The sequence below is a fragment of the Streptomyces sp. NPDC001100 genome (genome assembly GCF_053598575.1).
Map to the genome: position 1 here is coordinate 242,171 of NZ_JBSFKO010000010.1, position 15,921 is coordinate 258,091.

Sequence of the window (15,921 nt, forward strand, 5' to 3'; positions counted from 1 at the left end):
CCAGCCGTGAACCGGATCTTTCACTTACCTGACTGGTTTACGACCCCCAGACGCCCGTCGACGGAACGTTCCGTCGGCGGGCGTTGTCCATACACGGATACCCTTGACACGTGACCGACGCCCAAGAAACCGCAGCAGACAGCTCACTGCGAACCACCGGAGGCGCCCCTCCGGACGACGTCGAAACGGCGCCGATCCCCTTGCTTGAGCCCCGGGAGGGCATTCCGCCCGTGATCGCCGACGAGGACGCCCTCGCCGAGGCGATCGCGGCCCTCGCCGCCGGCACGGGCCCCCTCGCCGTCGACGCCGAGCGCGCGTCCGGCTACCGCTACGGACAACGCGCCTATCTGGTGCAGCTGCGCCGCGAGGGCGCGGGCACCGCACTGATCGACCCCGTCGCCTGCCCCGACCTCTCCGCCCTCGGCGAGGCCGTCTCCGGCGTCGAGTGGGTGCTGCACGCCGCCACCCAGGACCTGCCGTGTCTGCGGGAGATAGGCATGGTGCCGACGCGGCTCTTCGACACCGAGCTGGCGGGTCGGCTCGCCGGATTCCCGCGGGTCGGCCTGGGTGCGATGGTCGAGAACGTCCTCGGTTTCGTCCTGGAGAAGGGACACTCCGCCGTCGACTGGTCCACCCGCCCCCTGCCCGAGCCGTGGCTGCGGTACGCGGCCCTGGACGTGGAACTCCTCGTCGACCTGCGGGACGCCCTGGAGAAGGAACTGGACCGGCAGGGCAAGCTGGAGTGGGCCCGCCAGGAGTTCGACGCGATCGCGGCCGCGCCGCCCGCCGAGCCCCGCAAGGATCCGTGGCGCCGTACGTCCGGCATGCACAAGGTACGGCGGCGCCGTCAGCTCGGTGTCGTCCGCGAGCTGTGGCAGACGCGGGACCGGATCGCGCAGCGGCGGGACGTGTCGCCGGGGAAGGTGCTGTCCGACGCGGCGATCGTGGAGGCCGCGCTCTCGCTTCCCGCCGATGTGCAGGCGCTGGCCGCGTTGAACGGGTTCGGGCATCGGATGGGGCGGCGGCAGCTGGAGCAGTGGCAGGCGGCCGTCGATCGGGCCAAGGCCCTGCCCGACTCGGCGTTGCCGCAGCCCGGGCAGCCGGTCACCGGGCCGCCGCCGCCCCGGGCCTGGGCGGACAAGGATCCCGAGGCCGCGGCTCGGTTGTCCGCGGCCCGTGCCGCGGTTTCCGCGGTGGCCGAGGGGCTCAACATGCCTCAGGAGAACTTGATCACTCCGGACACGGTTCGGCGGGTTTGCTGGGAGCCGCCGAAGAGTGTGGATGTGGAGTCCGTGGGGGCTGCGCTGTCGGGGTACGGGGCTCGGCCCTGGCAGGTGGAGCAGGTGGCGCCTGTTTTGGTGGGGCCTTTGTCCGCCAAGGCACCGTAGGCGCTTCGGTCGAGCGGCGGGTGCGGGCGCGTGGTGGCTTGTCGCACAGTTCCCCGCGCCCCTGGAAAGTCACGCCGCTCATAAAGCTGGAGCGTCTAGATCGCGCCAAGATCTTCGAACTCGGTAAACGGGTCACAGTCGGAGGGATCGGCTGCAAGACTCCCCCTCAATGAGCACAACTCGCGTCACCATCAAGGACGTTGCCGCGCGCGCCGGGGTGTCCAAGGGTGCGGTGTCGCTGGCCTTCAACCAGAAGCCGGGGCTCTCGGACTCGACGCGGAAGCGGATCTTCGAGGCCGCGCGGGAGTTGGGCTGGACGCCCAATCTCACCGCGCGGTCACTGGCCGGGGCGCGCGTGGACGCCGTAGGACTGGCCCTCTGCCGACCGGCGCGGCTGCTCGGGCTGGAGCCGTTCTCCATGGAGTTCGTGTCCGGCGTGGAGAGCGTGCTGATCGAGCACTCCTGCGCGCTGCTGTTGCGGCTCGTGCGGAGTGCGGAGGAAGAGGTCGCGCTGCAGGAGTCGTGGTGGCGGGCTCGGCAGGTCGGCGGGGCGATTCTCGTGGATTTCCGGGCGGACGATCCGCGGGTCCCGGTGGTGCGGCGGCTGGGGCTGCCGGTGGTGGCGGTGGGGCATCCGTCGTTGACCGGGGGGCTGACCTCGGTGTGGACCGACGAGGCCGGGGCCGTGACCGAGGCGGTGCGGTATCTCGCCGGGCTCGGACATCGGCGGATCGCGCGGGTGGGTGGGGCGGCGGCGCTCACCGCGCTGCGGACCGACGCCTTCGACGCGGCGGTGCGTGCGCTGGGGCCGGCCGGGGCCCGGCAGCTGGCCACCGATCAGTCGGGGGAAGCAGGGGCTCGGGCCACGCGTTCACTGCTGACAGCGGCGGCACCGGACCGGCCGACGGCCATCGTGTACGACAACGACATCATGGCGGTGGCGGGGCTCGCGGTCGCCGCCGAGCTGGGGCTCGCCGTGCCGGCCGATGTGTCGGTGCTGGCCTGGGACGACTCCGAGTTGTGCCGGATCACGCGTCCGACGCTCTCCGCGATGAGCCATGATGTGCACGGATTCGGCGCGGACGCGGCACGGACTCTGTTCGGGGTGATCACCGGGGAGGGTTCCGTTTCGCATCCCGTGCCCGCTCCGGTGCTGACCCCGCGGGGGTCGACCGGACCGCCCGGGGCATGATCGCGAGGGTTCCGGGGTGTGACGTTCGCCGCTTGGAGCCCCGGGACTGGGCAGCCTGGTTACTCACAAGTAGCATGGTTCCTGAGCGCGCGCTCAGCGCATCGCAGCAGTGCAGATCCCGCACCCTGGAGGAGAGCCAATCGTGCCTCGTACCGTCAGGGACGTCGTCTTCGTAGACGGCGTCCGTACCCCGTTCGGCAAGGCGGGCCCGAAGGGCATCTACCACGAGACCCGGGCCGACGACCTCGTCGTGAAGGCGATCCGGGAGCTGCTGCGCCGCAACCCCGGTCTGGACCCCGCGAAGATCGACGAGGTCGCCATCGCCGCGACCACGCAGATCGGTGACCAGGGGCTCACGCTCGGCCGTACGGCGGGCCTTCTCGCCGGGCTGCCGCAGTCCGTCCCGGGCTACTCCATCGACCGCATGTGCGCGGGCGCGCTGACCGCCGTCACGACCACCGCGGGCTCCATCGCCTTCGGTGCCTACGACGCCGTCATCGCCGGTGGCGTCGAGCACATGGGCCGCCACCCCATGGGCGAGGGCGTGGACCCCAACCCGCGGTTCGTGAGCGAGAAGCTGGTCGACGACTCCGCGCTGTTCATGGGCATGACCGCGGAGAACCTGCACGACCGCTACCCCACGATCACCAAGCAGCGCGCAGACGAGTACGCGGTGCGCTCGCAGGAGAAGGCCGCCAAGGCGTACGCCAACGGCAAGATCCAGCAGGACCTGGTGCCGATCTCGGTGCGCAACACCAACGAGCAGGTGGGCGAGACCGGTTGGGGTCTGGTCACCGCCGACGAGCCGATGCGCCCGGGGACCACCCTGGAGAACCTGGCCGGTCTGAAGACGCCGTTCCGTGTGCACGGCCGGGTCACCGCGGGCAACGCGGCCGGTCTGAACGACGGTGCCACCGCGTCGATCATCGCCAGCGAGGACTTCGCGCGCGAGAACAACCTGCCGGTGAAGATGCGTCTCGTCTCGTACGCCTTCGCGGGCGTCGAGCCGGAGGTCATGGGCTACGGCCCGATCCCGGCCACGGAGAAGGCGCTCGCCAAGGCGGGCCTGTCCATCGAGGACATCAACCTCTTCGAGATCAACGAGGCCTTCGCCGTACAGGTGCTGGCCTTCCTGGAGCACTACGGCATCGCGGACGACGACGAGCGCGTCAACCAGTACGGCGGCGCGATCGCCTTCGGTCACCCGCTGGCCTCGTCGGGCGTGCGCCTGATGACGCAGCTGGCCCGCCAGTTCGAGGAGCAGCCGAACGTCCGCTACGGCCTGACGACGATGTGCGTCGGCTTCGGCATGGGCGCCACGGTCATCTGGGAGAACCCGCACTTCGAGGGGGACAAGTGAGCACCACCACCGAGCTTCTGAAGGGTGCGGCCGAGCTGTTCCCGGACGAGGTCGTGACGTCCGCGCACGTCCGCCACCTCGAACTGCCGTACGGCGCCGGGCGGTTCGCGCTCATCACGCTGGACAACGGCTTCGACCACACCAAGCCGACCACCTTCGGCCCGGCCTCGCTGGCGAACCTGAACACCGCCATCGACCAGGTCGAGAAGGAGGCGGCGGCCGGCGAGATCGTCGGTGTCGGCATCACCGGCAAGCCGTTCGTCTTCGCGGTCGGCGCGGACCTCAAGGGCGTCGAGCTCCTCAAGAACCACGACGACGCGCTCGCCATCGGCAAGGGCGGCCACGAGGTCTTCAAGCGCCTCGCGGACATCGCGGTGCCGACCTTCACGTACTACAACGGCGCGGCCATGGGCGGCGGTGTCGAGGTCGGTCTGCACTGCGAGTACCGCACGGTCTCGAAGCACATCGCCGCCTTCTCCCTCCCCGAGGTCTTCCTCGGTCTGGTCCCGGGCTGGGGCGGCTGCACGCTGCTGCCGAACCTGATCGGCGCCGAGAAGGCCGTCTCGGTGATCATCGAGAACAGCCTCAACCAGAACAAGCAGCTCAAGGGCCAGCAGGTCTTCGACCTCGGGATCGCGGACGCGCTCTTCGAGGGCGCCGACTTCCTGGAGCAGTCGCTGATCTGGACGGCGAACGTCCTCAAGGGCGACATCAAGGTCGAGCGTCCGGCGATCGACCGCGGCGAGGCCTGGGACCAGGCCGTCGCCAAGGGCCGTTTCGTCGCGGACTCCAAGGTGCACGGCGCGGCCCCGGCCGCCTACCGCGCACTCGACATCATCGAGGCCGCCAAGAACGGCGACCTCCAGCAGGGTTACGACGCCGAGGACCTGGCCCTCGCCGACCTGATCATGGGTGGCGAACTCCGCGCCGGCATCTACGCGTTCAACCTCGTGCAGAAGCGCGGCAAGCGTCCGGCGGGCGCCCCCGACAAGTCGCTGGCGCGTCCGGTGACGAAGGTCGGCGTGGTCGGCGCCGGTCTGATGGCCTCGCAGCTCGCCCTGCTCTTCCTGCGCCGCCTCGAAGTACCGGTCGTCCTCACGGACATCGACCAGGAGCGCGTCGACAAGGGTGTGGGCTACGTCCACGCCGAGATCGAGAAGCTGCTCGGCAAGGGCCGGATCAACCAGGACAAGGCCAACCGGCTGAAGGCCCTGGTCACCGGTGTGCTGGACAAGGCCGAGGGCTTCTCCGACGCCGACTTCATCATCGAGGCTGTCTTCGAGGAGATCGGCGTCAAGCAGCAGGTGTTCGCGGAGGTCGAGGCGGTCGCCCCGGCGCACGCGATCCTCGCCACCAACACCTCCTCGCTGTCGGTCTCCGAGATGGCGTCGAAGCTGAAGAACCCCGAGCGGGTCGTCGGCTTCCACTTCTTCAACCCCGTCGCGATCCTTCCCCTGTTGGAGATCGTGCGCGGCGAGCAGACGGACGACGCCTCGCTCGCGACCGCGTTCGCGGTGGCCAAGAAGCTGAAGAAGACAGCGGTGTTGGTGAAGGACGCCCCGGCGTTCGTCGTCAACCGCATCCTCACCCGCTTCATGGGCGAGATCCAGAACGTCATCGACGAGGGCACCCCGGTCGCCGTCGCGGAGAAGGCGGTCGAGCCGCTCGGCCTGCCCATGTCCCCGCTGGTGCTGCTGGAGTTGGTCGGTCCGGCCATCGGACTGCACGTCTCGGAGACCCTCAACCGGGCCTTCCCGGACCGCTTCACGGTCTCCCCGAACCTCGCGGCCGTCGTCAAGGCGGGCAAGCGCGGCTTCTACGTCTACGACAGCGGGAAGCCCGAACTCGACCCCGAGGTCGCCGCGTTGCTCAAGCAGGGCGACTCCGTGCTGACCGAGGAACAGGTCCGCGACCGGGTCCTGGACGCGGTGGCGCAGGAGATCGGCCTGATGCTCGACGAGGGCGTCGTCGCCGAGGCCCAGGACATCGACCTGTGCCTGATCACGGGCGCCGGCTGGCCCTTCCACCTGGGCGGCATCACGCCGTACCTGGACCGCGAGGGCGTCTCGGCGCGGGTGAACGGCAAGCCGTTCCTGGCTCCGGGTCTGGCGAGCGTTCCGGCCTAGTCCGTTCGTACGGTGCCCGGTACATCGGCCGATGTACCGGGCACCGGCGCGTCAGGGGGCGTCCTCGACGTGGACGACGCTCAGTTCGGTGCCGTCCTGGTCGCGCTTCGCCCGGCCGTGGATGCCGACGGCCAGGTGCGAGGGGTCGTCGGGCTCGTCCGTCGCGACGAAGGTGACGACGTCCCGGTGATGGCTCGTCACCAACCAGCCCTTGTCGTTCTTGAGTTGGAGTACGCGGAAGTCGCCCGCCGACGTCGCCACCTGTACGGGGCCGAACTCGCGCAGGATCCCGGTGGCCTGTTCGGCGGGATCGCCGTCGGGCTCCTCAAGCAGCACGCAGGTGCCGTGCTCGAACAGGACCCACGGCTTTTCGGAGCCGTCGAGGATACGCCGCCAGACGGCAATGAGTGATTCGGTGTCCACGGTGGCCATCATGGCGCACTCACACCTCCCGCCAGGCCTCCAGGGCCAGGCCCGGCTCGTCCTTCCGCCGGGTGAGAAGGAGTTGGCCGGTGGACGGGGACAACGTCGCGGCGACGACGCGGTCGTGCTCGTCCAGGGCGAGCGAGACCTCGGCGTCCGCCGGGAGTTGGGGGCCCGACTCGGTCCACCAGGCGCCCGCCGACTCCTGCTCCGTGGGATACGCGGCGAAGGCGACCCGGCCGCTCGCCGAGCGCTGGGCGAGCAACGTGCAGTCGTGGCCGTCGAGTTCACAGCGAACGGCGGAGACGGGACCGGGGCCCGCCGAGGGCAGCAGGGTGAGCGGCTTGCCGCCGGCGCGCCAGGCGCAGAGGTCGCCGGAGTCGTCCGTGTAGTAGAGGGTGGTCGTCTCCGGTGAGGTGGCCAGCGCGCGGAGCGTGCCGGGTCTGATCCTGGCCTCCATCGCCTCCTCCAGGACCGGCTGCGCGCCCGGCTCCAGTTGGCGCCAGTGCAGGATCGCGCCGGGCACCGCCGCGTACAGCTCGACCCTGCCGGACTCCCCCGTCACCGCGGCCAGGTCCTCGTGGACGTCGCCGCCCTTGAGGTCGCGCCACGGATCCCAGCCGCCCTTCTCCCGCTGGGCCAGCATGCTCACCCCGCCCGCCTTGTTGCGCACGAAGAGATGGGCCCGCCCCTCCGCGTCGACCGCGACCGCCGGGGGGCCGGTGCGGTCGCCCTTCTTGTCCGGGTGACCGACCGGGTTCCAGTCGAGGGCGGTGAGCCGGGGCCGGAAGTGCGTGGAGTGGACCAGTCCGGACTCGCCGGACACCGTGGGCCGCCAGGACACCAGATGGGCGTAGCCGTCCGCGCCCTGCCCGATGCCGAGCAGCCCCGGGTGCAGCTTCTGGTCGCCGCCCACCGTGCGCGGGGCGCCCCAGAGGCCGTCGGGACCGCGTTCCGCCCGGCACAGGACGGCGTCGCCCGAGGGCAGATAGACACTGAGCCGGCCGTCACGGCCGCGTAGGAGCCAGTCGCCGTTCACCGGTTCACTGTAATTGGGGCGGGTCCTTTCCGGCGGGGCGGGTCCTTGTCACGGGGACAATCGCTCCCCGCCCGGTGGGACCCTGTCCCCATGGACGAGGACACTCCCCTGCCGGACGAGGACGCTCCCCTGCTCGTGATCGTCGACGGCGCGAACGTCGTCGGGTCGGTGCCCGACGGCTGGTGGCGGGACCGGCGGGGCGCAGCGGAGCGGCTGCGGGACCGGCTGGCGGCGGACGGGGTACCGGGGCGCCCGGACCCCTTGGAGATCGTCCTGGTCGTGGAGGGCGCGGCCCGTGGAGTGGAGTCCGTCCCGGGCGTACGGGTGGACTCGGCACCCGGCAGCGGGGACGACCGTATGGTCGAACTGGTCGCCGGAGCGGACGGCCGGGCCTGTCTGGTGGTGACGGCCGACCGTGAACTCCGGCGCAGGGTGACGGAGTTGGGCGCCGAGGTCACCGGGCCGCGTGCGGTGCACGGTCCGAGCCCCTCGCAGTAAGTCCCGCTTGCACCGAATTGGAGCCCTTCATACCGGGGGCCGGTCAGGCGAAACAGGCATAAGCTGGCCTTCTTCGGTCAGGTTTTCGACATTCCCGTCCTTTTCCAGTGACGGGAGGACGCCGCCACGAGAAGCTGAGTCGAAGGTGTCCAAGGCGCCCGTCGTTCTGAGAGGATTCCGGCAGTCGTGACGGCCGGTGGACGGGAGGCAGGAGTGGCGCGTGCCGCTCACAGCAGAGACGGGCGAGAGCTCGTTTTCGATTCCTGGGGTGACCCGCAGGGACACCCGGTCTTTCTGCTGCACGGAACCCCCGGCAGCCATCAGGGACCGCGCCCGCGGTCGATGGTGCTCTACCAGCTCGGCATCCGTCTGATCGCCTACGACCGTCCCGGGTACGGCGGTTCGACGCGCGTGCAGGGGCGGAGGGTCGTCGACGCCGCCGCGGACGTGGAAGACCTCGCCGATTTCCTGAAGTTGAAGGACTTCTCCGTCGTCGGCCGCTCCGGAGGCGGTCCCCACGCACTCGCGTGTGCCGCGAAGCTGTCCGACCGGGTGAGCAGCGCCGCCGTACTGGTGAGCCTGGCGCCGCCGGACGCCGAGGACATGGACGACTGGTTCGAGGGGATGACCGAGTCCAACGTCCGCGAGTACCGCAACGCCCGCGAGAACCTCGCCCTGCTGCAGAGCACCCTGGTGCAGAACGCGGACGCCATGCGGACCAACCCCATGGCGCTGCTGTCGGATCTGGACGGCGAGATGCCGGACGTGGACCGGCAGGTGGTGGCGGACGCCGGCATCCGGCGGATGCTCCACGAGAATTTCAAGACCGGGATCGAGCTGAACGCGGACGGCTGGATCGACGACGCCATCGCGTTCAGCACACCGTGGGGCTTCGACCCGAAGGAGATCACCGTGCCCACCCTGCTGTGGCACGGCGAGCACGACGTGTTCTCCCCCGTAGAGCATTTCAAGTGGCTGGCCGGCCGGATCGAGCACGCCACCGTCGTACTGCAGCCGTCGGCGGCGCACTTCGCGGCCGTCCCGGTGCTGCCCGAGGTGCTGGGCTGGCTCCGGGAGCGGGCGCGGGCCGGCGCCACCGCGGCCCCTACGGCCTGACCCCCGCCGCCGGACCGGGGGCGGGCCGCGTCAGATCGGGTGCGGGTCGAGCTCCAGGCCCACGCGCTGGCCGGCGCGCAGCCGGACCACCTTGGAGTGCTTCCCGCCGAGCTTCTCGCTCAGCCCGTCGAGGCTCTCCCGGGCCAGCTGCTCGGCCTCGGTGGTACGGCCGAGCTCCCGGAGCAGGATCGAGAGGTTGCCCCGGCAGGTGAGCGGCGTGGGGTGGTCCGGGCCGAGCCGCGCGCACAACTCCTCGTACGCCTGGCGGTAGTTGTGCTCGGCCTTGGCGACCTCGCCGAGGGCGGCCTCGGTGTTCGCCAGGTTCATCTGGCAGTTCATGCTGAACGGGTGCTCCGGGCCCATGGTGGTCCCCAGCGCCGTACGGGCCTGCTCGCACACCTCGCGGGCCTCGACCGGCCGTCCGGTCGACAGCAGGTTGATGCTGTGATTGACCGCGCAGGCAAGCGTGTTGGGGTGCCCCTCCCCGAGCGCCAGCCGGAACCGGCCGAGCAGTTCGGCGGTCTCCTCGCAGGCCTCCTCGTGCCGGTCCGCCGCCGCGAGATGGCCCGCGTGGCCGAGGCGCACCACCAGCGTCTCGGGCGAGGTGTCGCCCAGGCGGCGCCGGAAGATGTCCAGCACGCCCTGGCTGAGCTCGATGGCCTCGTCCAGCATGTCGAGCCGGCGCAGTGTGATGGCGAGCGCCTTCGCCGCCTCCATCGCGGGCGGTGACTCGCGCCCGAGTTCCACGGCCGTCCGGTGGACGCCGCGCAGGGTCTCGGCCGAGGCCTCGTACTCACCGCAGGAACGCTGGTCCCGGCCGAGGTTGATCAGGGAGAAGAGCGTGTAGGGGTGCTTGGGGCCGAGCGTCTGCGCGCGGAGGTCCCAGGTTTCCTTGTCGACGGTCTGCGCCTCGAAGCAGTCCCCCGCCGTGCGCATCGACACGGCCAGGTTGTTCGCCGCGAACAGCGTCCGGGGATGGTCGTCCCCGAGGAGGTCCACCGAACGCCCGTAGGTGTCGCGGTCGATCTCCAGCGCCCTGCCCACCCGGCCGACGGCCCGCAGGTCCGCCGTGAGGCTGCCCGCCGTCATCAGGGTGTGGTTGTCGTCGTCGCCGAGGACCGCGCGCTGTCGCTCGTACACGTCCTCGTCGATCTCCAGCGCCCTGCTGTACCAGCCCTGGAAACGCAGCACGTTGGCCATCTCGAAGCGCAGGTGCAGGGTCCAGCGGTCGTCCGGGCCCGCCTCCTTCTCCCACTTGAACAGCAGTTCCTCGGCGAGCGACACGGCGTCCGCGTACTCGCCGCGCGCCCGCAGGTAGCGCAGCCACTCGGTCATCAGCAACCGGATCCGGTCGTCGAGCGAGTCCTTGGTCCACGGTGTCTTCAGGTGGGGCCAAATGGTGTTGTAGCGGGACCAGTTGTCCGGGTGTTCCACGTCCCCCTCGGAGGGGCGCGCACCGCTGAGGACGTTGCGCACGACGCGCAGCGCCTCCTCCTGCTCCTCCTCGGACATCGACGAGCGCACGGCCGCCTGCACGAGCCGGTGCACCTGGATGCTCTTGCTCTTGCGGTCGACCTTGGCGAGGGCGTAGCGGTGCAGTTGCTGGATGGCCCGGGACACCAGTGCCGTGCCGGCGCTGCCCGGCTGGAGTTCGTTGAGGGCGTCGCTCATCTCCCTGCCGTGCACCAGGTTGAAGGAGATGGGGTCGGCGCCGAAGTGCGAGCACAGCTGCAACAGCCGTAGCGCGAAGGGGGAGTTGAGCTGCTGGATGGAGATGTTCCAGGTCGCGCCTACCTGCAGCGGGTAGTTGCGGGAGTCCTCGACCGCCTCCAGGGACGCCAGTTGCGGCTCCAGGAGTTCGAGGTACTCGGCGGCGTCCTGGCCGGTCTCGTTCAGCCAGGCGGCGGCCTGGTCGACGGCCAGCGGCAGGTCGCCGAGTGCCTCCGCGACCCGGTCCGCGTCCTCGGCGCTGATGGCGGACACCCGGTGCAGGAGGTGCTCGACGCTCTCCGTGCGGGAGAAGACGTCGACCTCGACCCGCTCGCCGATCTGGGCCCAGCCCTCGTTGCGGGTGGTGATCAGCACATGGCCGGCCGGACTGTTGACGAGCAGCCGCTCGATGGACTCCGGGGTCGTCGCGTTGTCGAAGATCAGCAGCCAGCGGTCGTACTTCGCGCCCCGGCGCAGTTCGTCGCGGACCGCGTCCGCGGTGGCGCTGATGCTGTCGCGTTCGTCGACGCCGAGGTGGGAGGCGAGTTCGGAGTACTGGCGCAGCGCGAGGTCGCCGAACTCCGCCTCGATCCACCAGACCACGTCGTAGTTGCCGCGATAGCGGTGCGCGTACTCGGTGGCCAGCTGGGTCTTGCCCACGCCTCCCATGCCGTGCAGGAGGGTGGCGGTGCCGGTGTCCGAGAGCCGCACTCTCAGGTCCTCCAGCAGCTCGGTGCGTCCGGTGAAGGCCGCGTTGCGCACGGGTACGGACCACACGGGCGGCTCCGCGCCGGGGAACCGGGGGCCGCTGCCGGCGCCGTCGGCGGGGTGCTCGCCCTGGACGACCTGGGCGTCCAGGGCCCGCAGCAGGGCCTTCCTGGCCTGCGCCTCGGTCATGTTGCTCAGATGGATCGGCATCCGGTCCGAGAAGGGGTGCTCCAGCCGGGCGTCGCTGACCCGGACCGGCACCAGGGTGCGGCGCGATCCCATCGGGTCGGCGGCGGCCACGGCCTCCCAGACCGCCCTGGCCTGCGGGGACTTCTGGTAGGCGGCGGACAGTACGGCCAGGGTGCGGGAGGCACCGCGGACCTTGCTGTCGGTGTCGTCGCGCAGCGGGACGCCGGCGGCGAAGCCGTCCTCGGAGCGGGCGTCGCCCACGGTGAAGCCCGCGTCGGCGAGGACCCGCCTGATCCAGTCCGCCCACATCTGGTCCTCGGGAACATGGCTGAGGAAGACATGGGTGGGGTCCGGCGGCCGGCGGCGCACCACGGTCTTGAGGTAGTTCTGGCGTTCCTCGTCGGTCATCGGGACCAGCGAGGTCACCTCGCCCTCGGTGATGACCGCGGTCAGCCGCTCGCAGGCGGCCAGCAGCGAGGCGTGCGTGCCGGGTTCGTCGCGGAAGGTCGCGAGGATCTCCTCGTAGGCGTACGTGGGTTTGTACGGCACCTCGACGTTGCCCCAGTAGCTGCGCGGTTCGACGTGCGGGGTGCGGACCAGCAGCTGGTCGAAGGTGAGCCGGACCTTGGCCCGCGCGGCCTCCAGCCGGTCCGCCTCGGAGTCCTCCACGCGCATGGGCACCGGCAGGATCCGGATGCGCCGTTCGCGGTAGGTGTCCTCCACTCTGCGGGCGACGGCGGCGGCGCCCTCGATGCTCTGGTTGTTGTGGGTGAAGCAGTTGACCAGCACATCGGGGAAATGGATGGTGCAGATGTCGGAGACATCGCTGAGACCGGTACGGCTGTCGACGAGGACGTAGTCGTAGCCCTGCCGAAACTGGGCGCACAGGGCGTCCAGGAACTGGCCGCCGTACTGGTCCTCGTAGAAGCGGTTCCAGTTGAACTGGGAGAAGATCGAGGAGTAGTTGCGGTTCTGGCGGCCCGCCGAGAGGTAGTCGAGCCGGCCGCCGCCCGGGAAGTTCCACAGCAGCGGGGAGACCGCCTTGCCGATGTCGGCCTGCTCGGCGATCCACGCGTCGTCGATCGCGGCGCCGTCCATGGCCTCGAACTTGAGCACGTAGTCGTTGATGATCTCCAGCACGCCGCGGCGGTCGTGCGCCGCGTTCGGTTCCAGGAACGGGTAGAGGAAGCGGCCCAGTCCCGGCGCCTCCAGGTCCCAGTCGACCACCAGGACCCGTTTGCCCCGCGAGGCCGTGATCCAGGCGGAGTTGGCGAGTGCCATGGTGCGACCGGTGCCGCCCTTGTAGCTGTAGAACGTGACGATCTTGCCGCCGTCGGGGCGGGGGAGCACGCCGGTCACGGTTGGGCCTCCTGGTCACCCTGGGAATCGGCCTCGTCCGGGGCGGGAGCGACCGGTCCGCCGGAAACGGTGCGGGGGCGCTCCACCGTCGCCGGGGGCCTGGGCGAGGATCGTAGCGGAAGTCGGTTGAGGTATTGCTGGGCCGCGCTGTCGGCGAGCTCGGTGAAACGGGAGTTGAACGCCTCCGAGCTCTCGATGCCGGCCACGGCGCCGCGCTGGATGGCCCGGCCGCTGCTCAGTCGCCGGGGCAGCGCGGACCGCAGGAGCGCGGCGAGTTCCTCGCGGGCGTTCATGGTCTGCGGGTCGTCCGCGAGTGGTGTCAGCACCGTCACCCAGGGCAGGTCGCGGGCGTCGAAGGCGCGCAGCCGGGCCAGGGCGGTGTGGTCGTGCAGGATCCAGGGGTCGAGGATGAGCACCCACGGGCTCCTGGCCTCGCGCTCGCCGAGGAAGACGGGTTCGGCCTCGTCGTAGGTGTGGATCTCGGGGGCGAAGCCGAGGTTGCGGGCGAGTTCGGCGGTGCGTTCGGCCAGCGGGGTGGCGTAGCCGTCGCTGAAGGGCTGCCAGTCCCGTGGCTCGCGACCGTACTTGGTGTCCCGGCGGTCGGGCGGCAGATGGTGGACGTCCGGGGCGAGCACGGCGATGCCGAGCGGGTGCCAGGACGAGGAGGCGAACGCGTCGGGGACGGTGTCCAGATCGGTGAACTCCGTTTCGTCCGGGGTGGGTTCGGGTGCCCGGCGGACGGCCTGCACGACGCACTGGGCGATCCTGCGGACGCACTGGTCGTAGTACTCCGGGTGGTCGTAGTACTGCCGCAGCCCGTACAGCCCGCCCCTCGCGTAGCGGACCTGCGCGGCCTCCTCGACGCGCACCGGCGTCACCGGCCGCTCGGGCACGGGCAGGTCCAGGTCGACGGGGACCGGACGGGCGGTGGTCGGCACCGGAGTCCACAGCGCCGGGACGATGGCGCCTCGCGGGGCGCGGTGGGTGTAGGCGTACCACTGGCGGCCGCAGTACACGTCGGTGAAGTAGCGGCGCGTGATCAGGGGCACGAAGCTGCGGCAGCGGTACAGGGCGCGTGCCGTGTCGGGTCCGGCGCGGTCGGCGGCGCCGAGATAGCCGGGGGAGGCCGGGGCGAAGGGCCCGCTCGCGCCCGCGACCGCACGGTTGAGGTCGGCGTAGAACTCCCGTACGTCCTTGTCGGCCTCGGGGCGGGCCTCGTCCGTGTCACCGACGGGCGAGGGCACGGGGGCGTAACTCAGGAAGAAGTGGGGCGCCTTGTCGCGCACGCCTTCGGTGGAACGGCCTCCACGCATCAGTGTTCCTCCCCCGCCGAGTCGTTCGGTGAGTTGACGAGCTCGTCGAAGAGGTCGTCGAAGAGGCTGGGGTCACACGGTTCCAGTCCGGCGGTGACCGCCACTTCGACTATTTCCAGGGCGAGTTGGTAGACCACCTTGCGGTGGGTCGGATGCCGTCCGTGGTTGCGCAGGCCGAGCAGCCCCAGGTTCGTGTAGTCGGGTCCGAGGTCCTGGTGGTCGTACTCGACGGCCGAGTAAGGGAGGGGGATCTCGTCGGGCCGCAGCCCGTTCCACAGCACCGGCACGATGGCGTTGCGGGTGAACTTCCCCTGCTTGCGCTGAAGTTCCTGGCGCAGCTCGAAGCACTTCCACTCCAGGGCACACCACTTGCTGCTGAACAGGCGCCGGGACAGCACCGGTACCAGGACCTGGCAGTGGGCGAGGCGGAGCTTCAACTCGTCCTCCCAGTCGGTGCCGAGCTGGATCCGCGTGTCCAGATAGACCGCGGGTGTCTTGGCGTCCAGGTCCGTGATCTGCAACAGGTGGTCGGTCAACTCGGCGTGGAAGTCGCGCAGTTGTTTGTCCGGCGGTCTGTGGCTCTCCGGTACGTGGGGCGTACGGCCGTAGCTGAGGAAGCCGTACGACCGCTGGACGCCGCGGTGGGTCCGGTACTTGCCGCCGGCCTCATCCATGGTCGGCCCCCGCGGAGCGGTCCCGGGGCGCGGTGCGGCCTGCGGCCATCCAGTCGGCGGAGGTGTCGACGGCCCAGCGCAGCGGGAACAGCCGGCTGTCGGCGGCGCCGATCCGGCCCCGGGCGATCCGCTCGCGCCCGTCCGGTGCCCGGGTCTCCAGCCAGTGGCCGAGCTGCCCGAAGTCGCTGTCGTCGAGGTCGACGTCGACGAAGTGGGTCCAGCGCGGACCGTCGTCGGTCAGCACCCGGCAGTCGTAGCGGCGGCGGACGGCGCCGGGCTGCCGGTACTCCGCGAGATGGAAGGCCGAGCAGGTCTCGTAGCCGACACCCAGCAGCAGGACGTACGCCTCCTCCTCGTACAGCCGGGCGAGGGGGGAGCGTTCGCCGAGCAGGCAGTCCGGGGCGTGCCCGGCGGTGATCCGGGCGGCGCCGGGGCCGAGCGCGGCGAAGGACGTCTGCGGGTGGGTGCTGCGCACGGCGGACGGGTCGACCCGTACCTCCTCCGCCAGCCGTCCCATGCCGTAAGAGGGGGTGGAAGCCGCGCTGAAGGGCTCCATGTTCTCACGGTAGGACAGGAGTTGATGTCGTGTCAGGCCTTGCGTCGAGCGGAGGTACGTCCGTGATGTCAACGAATTTCCCTCGGTGAACGTGGGCACCACCAAAGTGCCCTCGGGGCCGAGCGCGCCCCGCAGCGCGCGCAGTGCCGCGAGGCCGCCGCCGCGGACCCGGCCGAGGGACCGCGAGGACGCGTGCATCAGCAGCGTCATGCCCTTCTCGACGCCGAGTCCGCGCAGGTCGGCGGTGAGGGAGACTGCTGTGTGCATCCC

Annotated in this window: 12 protein-coding genes; 6 read left to right on the forward strand and 6 right to left on the reverse strand. The window is 70.6% G+C overall.

All coding sequences use genetic code 11. The features are described 5' to 3' along the window. The first annotated feature begins 110 nt into the window (after positions 1-110). The 4 genes from ACWDEW_RS17330 to ACWDEW_RS17345 all read left to right on the forward strand — a co-directional run bounded on the left by ACWDEW_RS17330 (position 111) and on the right by ACWDEW_RS17345 (position 6,066). Positions 111-1,388, forward strand: coding sequence for an HRDC domain-containing protein (locus ACWDEW_RS17330; RefSeq protein ID WP_450513728.1), 1,278 nt, complete (start codon positions 111-113; stop codon positions 1,386-1,388). Between the two features lie 169 nt (positions 1,389-1,557). Beyond that, entirely contained in the window at positions 1,558-2,580 is a 1,023-nt protein-coding gene (locus ACWDEW_RS17335; protein WP_450513730.1) for a LacI family DNA-binding transcriptional regulator, read from the forward strand. A 142-nt stretch (positions 2,581-2,722) separates the two neighbouring features. Continuing rightward, the gene (locus ACWDEW_RS17340; RefSeq protein ID WP_450513732.1) at positions 2,723-3,940 is read left to right on the forward strand and encodes a thiolase family protein; all 1,218 of its coding nucleotides are present in this window, start codon (positions 2,723-2,725) and stop codon (positions 3,938-3,940) included. Next, positions 3,937-6,066, forward strand: coding sequence for a 3-hydroxyacyl-CoA dehydrogenase NAD-binding domain-containing protein (locus tag ACWDEW_RS17345; RefSeq protein ID WP_450513733.1), 2,130 nt, complete (start codon positions 3,937-3,939; stop codon positions 6,064-6,066). The genes ACWDEW_RS17340 and ACWDEW_RS17345 overlap by 4 nt, the downstream gene beginning before the upstream one ends. A 51-nt stretch (positions 6,067-6,117) precedes the next feature. Here ACWDEW_RS17345 and ACWDEW_RS17350 read toward each other — a convergent pair whose 3' ends face one another. Then, entirely contained in the window at positions 6,118-6,498 is a 381-nt protein-coding gene (locus tag ACWDEW_RS17350; protein WP_450513795.1) for a hypothetical protein, read from the reverse strand. Between the two features lie 10 nt (positions 6,499-6,508). Continuing rightward, positions 6,509-7,528, reverse strand: a complete 1,020-nt coding sequence (locus ACWDEW_RS17355) for a hypothetical protein (protein ID WP_450513735.1) — start codon at positions 7,526-7,528, stop codon at positions 6,509-6,511. Positions 7,529-7,618: 90 nt separating this feature from the next. Here ACWDEW_RS17355 and ACWDEW_RS17360 point away from each other — a divergent pair, with 90 nt between their 5' ends. Both ACWDEW_RS17360 and ACWDEW_RS17365 read left to right on the forward strand, forming a co-directional pair. Beyond that, complete coding sequence (locus ACWDEW_RS17360; protein ID WP_450513737.1) at positions 7,619-8,026, forward strand: NTP pyrophosphohydrolase; 408 nt, start codon at positions 7,619-7,621, stop codon at positions 8,024-8,026. Between the two features lie 213 nt (positions 8,027-8,239). Next, entirely contained in the window at positions 8,240-9,142 is a 903-nt protein-coding gene (locus ACWDEW_RS17365) for an alpha/beta fold hydrolase (RefSeq protein WP_450513739.1), read from the forward strand. Positions 9,143-9,172: 30 nt separating this feature from the next. Here the strand turns inward: ACWDEW_RS17365 and fxsT are convergent, their stop codons facing one another. The 4 genes from fxsT to ACWDEW_RS17385 are packed head-to-tail and all read right to left on the reverse strand — an operon-like array spanning position 9,173 to position 15,918. Beyond that, positions 9,173-13,108 (reverse strand): FxSxx-COOH system tetratricopeptide repeat protein, encoded by a 3,936-nt coding sequence (gene fxsT / locus ACWDEW_RS17370; RefSeq protein ID WP_450513741.1) that lies wholly within the window; start codon positions 13,106-13,108, stop codon positions 9,173-9,175. Beyond that, on the reverse strand, positions 13,105-14,421 hold the full coding sequence (gene fsxC, locus ACWDEW_RS17375) for an FxsC protein (RefSeq protein WP_450513742.1): 1,317 nt from the start codon (positions 14,419-14,421) through the stop codon (positions 13,105-13,107). Before fsxC ends, fxsT begins: the two co-directional genes overlap by 4 nt. Beyond that, entirely contained in the window at positions 14,421-15,095 is a 675-nt protein-coding gene (locus tag ACWDEW_RS17380; RefSeq protein WP_450513744.1) for a TIR-like protein FxsC, read from the reverse strand. Before ACWDEW_RS17380 ends, fsxC begins: the two co-directional genes overlap by 1 nt. Beyond that, the gene (locus ACWDEW_RS17385; RefSeq protein ID WP_450513746.1) at positions 15,088-15,918 is read right to left on the reverse strand and encodes an aminoglycoside N(3)-acetyltransferase; all 831 of its coding nucleotides are present in this window, start codon (positions 15,916-15,918) and stop codon (positions 15,088-15,090) included. Before ACWDEW_RS17385 ends, ACWDEW_RS17380 begins: the two co-directional genes overlap by 8 nt. Positions 15,919-15,921: the final 3 nt, after the last annotated feature.

Coding starts and splice junctions, on each gene's coding strand:
- ACWDEW_RS17360 (WP_450513737.1), top strand. CDS start 7,619: ATGGACGAGGACACTCCCCTGCCGGACGAGGACGCTCCCCTGCTCGTG.
- ACWDEW_RS17380 (WP_450513744.1), bottom strand. CDS start 15,095: ATGGATGAGGCCGGCGGCAAGTACCGGACCCACCGCGGCGTCCAGCGG.
- fsxC (WP_450513742.1), bottom strand. CDS start 14,421: ATGCGTGGAGGCCGTTCCACCGAAGGCGTGCGCGACAAGGCGCCCCAC.
- ACWDEW_RS17350 (WP_450513795.1), bottom strand. CDS start 6,498: ATGGCCACCGTGGACACCGAATCACTCATTGCCGTCTGGCGGCGTATC.
- ACWDEW_RS17335 (WP_450513730.1), top strand. CDS start 1,558: ATGAGCACAACTCGCGTCACCATCAAGGACGTTGCCGCGCGCGCCGGG.
- ACWDEW_RS17385 (WP_450513746.1), bottom strand. CDS start 15,918: ATGCACACAGCAGTCTCCCTCACCGCCGACCTGCGCGGACTCGGCGTC.